2 protein-coding genes and 1 pseudogene are annotated in these 3741 nt (G+C 60.0%); all 3 read left to right on the forward strand.

Translation table 11 applies throughout. The features are described from left to right. Positions 1-414, forward strand: a 414-nt coding sequence (locus tag VGP75_RS13830) for a DUF6446 family protein (protein WP_327544225.1), incomplete at its 5' end; no start/stop codon positions are given. Then, positions 414-2534 carry a glycine--tRNA ligase subunit beta gene (glyS, locus tag VGP75_RS13835; RefSeq protein WP_327544226.1) on the forward strand — a complete coding sequence of 707 codons (2121 nt, stop codon included), beginning with the start codon at positions 414-416 and terminating at the stop codon, positions 2532-2534. The genes VGP75_RS13830 and glyS, both read left to right, overlap by 1 nt. Positions 2535-2612: 78 nt before the next feature. After that, positions 2613-3741: pseudogene (locus tag VGP75_RS13840) on the forward strand (pyruvate, phosphate dikinase); the annotation flags it as partial.

Below are 3741 nucleotides of genomic sequence, written 5' to 3' on the forward strand. Positions count from 1 at the left end.
GACGCCGTGCGCCTGACCTCCGTCAGCACCGGTGAGGCAGAACCGATTGTGGTGGAAAACTTCCAAGGCATCGACGCGATCAGCAGCCCGCTGCGCTATCGTGCCTGCTTTGAAACCACCCTTAGCCAAGCGATGCTGACAGAGACGTTTGAAATCGTTGATAACGCCGAACCCCGCGTGGCACCCCGCTGGTTCGATTGCTTTGACGCAGCCCAGATCGGGGCAGACCTGCGCACCGATGCCAACGCCTTTATGGGCGTTGAAAACATCGCATACGGGATCGACCGGATCGTCGCCATCTACCCTGACGGACGCGGTTATGCGTGGCACCAGATCAATGAATGTGGCGAAGTCGTTTTTGACGGCAACCGCCCCCCCGAAGACTGCCCCCCAATTCCAGAAAGCGCCGAGTGATGCCTGATCTTCTGATTGAACTCTTCTCCGAGGAAATCCCCGCGCGGATGCAAAGCCGTGCCGCCGATGACCTGCGCAAGCTGGTGACGGACGGTCTGGTCGAAGCGGGGCTGACCTATGCAGGGGCTGCGGCATTCTCGACGCCGCGCCGCTTGGCGTTGTCGATTGAAGGGCTGACGGCCGAGAGCAAGGCAGTGCGCGAAGAACGCAAGGGGCCCAAAGTGGGTGCGCCGGATCAGGCGATCGAAGGGTTCCTGCGCGGGGCAGGTGTGACGCGCGAAGACCTAGAAGTGCGCGACGACAAAAAGGGTCAGGTCTATTTCGCGGTGATCGAAAAACCGGGGCGGATGGCGGCGGATATCATTGCCGAAGTGCTGGAACAGACCGTACGCAATTTCCCGTGGCCCAAGTCGATGCGCTGGGGCGATGGCCCGCTGAAATGGGTGCGCCCGCTGCATTCCATCCTGTGTATCCTCAGTGATGAGGCAGGCGCGCAGATCGTGCCGATGGATGTGGACGGGATCACATCTGGCAACACCACGCGCGGGCACCGTTTCCTTGCGCCGGATGCATTTTCTGTCACAAATTTAGATGATTACGAGGCGAAGCTCAAGCGCGCCAAGGTCCTGCTGCGCGCCGATGAACGGGCCGAGGCGATCTGGCATGACGCCATCCATCAGGCCTTTGCGCTGGGGCTTGAGGTGGTCGAGGACCGTGGTCTGCTGGCCGAGGTTGCGGGGCTGGTCGAATGGCCTGTGGTCCTGCTGGGCCGGATTGACGATGCCTTCCTTGGGCTGCCGCCCGAGGTGCTGCAAACCTCGATGAAAGAGCACCAGAAATTCTTTTCCGTGCGCAACCCCAAGACGGGCCGGATCGAGCGTTTTGTGACCGTCGCCAACATGGAAACCGCCGATCAGGGTGCCACCATTCTGGCGGGCAACCAGAAGGTGCTGTCAGCGCGGCTGTCGGACGCGAAATTCTTTTGGGAGAATGATTTGCGCACGGTCGAACGGCAGGGGATGAAGGCGTGGACCGATCAACTCGCCAACGTGACCTTCCACGCGAAACTGGGCTCACAGGCCGAGCGGATTGAACGCATCGCGGCCCTCGCGCGCGAAATCGCCCCGCACGTGGGCGCCAAGCCCGATCTGGCAGAAGAGGCGGCACGGATCGCCAAGGCCGATCTGGCCTCTGAAATGGTCTATGAATTCCCCGAATTGCAGGGGCTGATGGGGCAGTATTATGCCAAGGCCGCAGGGCACGACGACGGCGTGCCAGAGGCCTGTCTGGAACACTGGCAACCGCTGGGCCCATCGGATGAGGTGCCGACCGCGCCGGTGTCTGTGGCCGTGGCGCTCGCCGATAAGATCGACACGCTGACAGGGTTCTGGGCGATTGATGAGAAGCCGACTGGGAGCAAAGACCCGTTTGCGCTGCGGAGAGCGGCGTTGGGGGTTATTCGGTTGGTGTTGGAGAATGGAACTGCAATGCCTCTGCTCACTCCAATTGCCAACCATGCTCAGCAGCGCCTAAACCTGATCCCGATACCGCTAGAGAATGGAAAGAATCTCACTGAGAGCATCGACTCTAAGTGCGCTGACCTACTCTCCTTCTTCCACGACCGCCTCAAGGTATTCCTCAAAGACAAAGGCATCCGCCACGACATCATCGACGCCTGCATTGCGATGCCGGGCAATGATGACCTGACGCTGCTGGTCAAACGGGCCGAGGCATTGGCGGAAACGCTGGCGACCGATGACGGTGAAAACCTGATCCAGGGCTTCAAGCGCGCCAACAACATCCTGACGCAGGCCGAGGAAAAGGACGGGGTGGAATACTCCTATGGCGCGGACATCAAATTCGCCGAAGACGACGCCGAAAAGGCGCTTTTCGCCGCCCTTGATGCTGCAGATGCAAAAATCGCGCCAGCGATGAAGACGCAAGATTTCAGCACCGCAATGACCGCTATGGCAGCACTGCGCGCACCGATTGACGCTTTTTTCACCGATGTTCAAGTGAACGCGGAATCAGAGATTTTGCGCCGCAATCGCCTTAACCTGTTGTCATGTATTAGAAATATATGCCTCAGCGTCGCTGATCTGACGAAAATCGAAGGCTAGACATAAAACTGTAAAGTTATGTGTACAGTGGGCCGGATTTCCTTCTATGCTGCAGGTGAACAATAGATCGGTGCCGCAGTGCAGCAACAGTCAACATACGGGCCATTGACGCTTATCACGCCAACTGCGGCCATGAAGTCCTCGGTCCATGGCGGACGTGCGAAGTGCCTGCAACGGCTGGTGCGTCTGGATATGCCCGTGCCGGTGACGGTCGCCTTGTCCTTTGATGCGGTTCATGCCGCAGCGATTGGCAATCTGCCAAATATGGAAACCTTGCTGGCCCCCTTTGGCAAAGCGCCGCTTCTGTCTGTGCGCCCGTCCAGTCAGGACCCCGATTGGGGTGGGCCGAGTGCGATCCTGAATGTGGGGATGAACGATGCGCGTCTGGCCGAGCTGACCCAGCAGATCGGGGCCGCAGCTGCGACGAAACTCTACCTGCGCTTTGTGCAATCTTATGCGATCCATGTGGCGCGCCTTGATCCTGATGAATTCTACCTGCCCGATGTGGCCGACGCCGCCAGTCTGAAAACCATGCTCGACACGTTCGAGTTTGAAACCGACGAACCCTTTCCGCAGGACCCAGCTGTGCAACTGGCCGAAGTGCTGCGCTCGATGGCCCGCGCGTGGGACGGGACGACCGCGCGTTTGCTGCGGCAGGCCAAGGGTGCTCCGGCAAACGCAGGTCTCGGGCTTGTCGTACAGGCGATGGCCTTGGGGACAGGGCAGGGCGAATGTGGTCAGGGCGTGATGCAGTTTGTGGACTCCACCTCCGGCGCGCCCAAGATCATTGGCCGCTACCTGAGTGCGAGCAGAAGCGACGCTTATGATCTTGGCCCCGATGCAGAGGGTGCGCTTTACCTGACACGTGACCCGCGTGGTCCGGCACTTGAGGATATCTGCCCCGATCAATATGCCCAGCTTGTGTCATATGGCGATATCTGCCGCCGCCGGTTGCGCGAAGAGATGGAAATCAAGTTCACCCTGCAAGACGGTGTCCTGCAGATCCTTGATGCCGTGCGGGTCCAGCGCAGTTCACGCGCATCTGTGCGGATCGCCGTGGCCTTGGCCGAAGACGGTGTGATCCCCCGCGAAGAGGCGGTAATGCGCGTGCAGCCGTCAGCCCTGTCAGAGCTGTTGCACAGGCAGGTTGATCCGGATGCAAAGCGCGATGTGATCGTCGGCGGAATCGCGGCAAGCCCCGGTGCGG

The sequence above is a fragment of the Yoonia sp. genome, from assembly GCF_036007805.1.
Taxonomy (GTDB): domain Bacteria; phylum Pseudomonadota; class Alphaproteobacteria; order Rhodobacterales; family Rhodobacteraceae; genus Yoonia.

Coding starts and splice junctions, on each gene's coding strand:
- glyS (WP_327544226.1), top strand. CDS start 414: ATGCCTGATCTTCTGATTGAACTCTTCTCCGAGGAAATCCCCGCGCGG.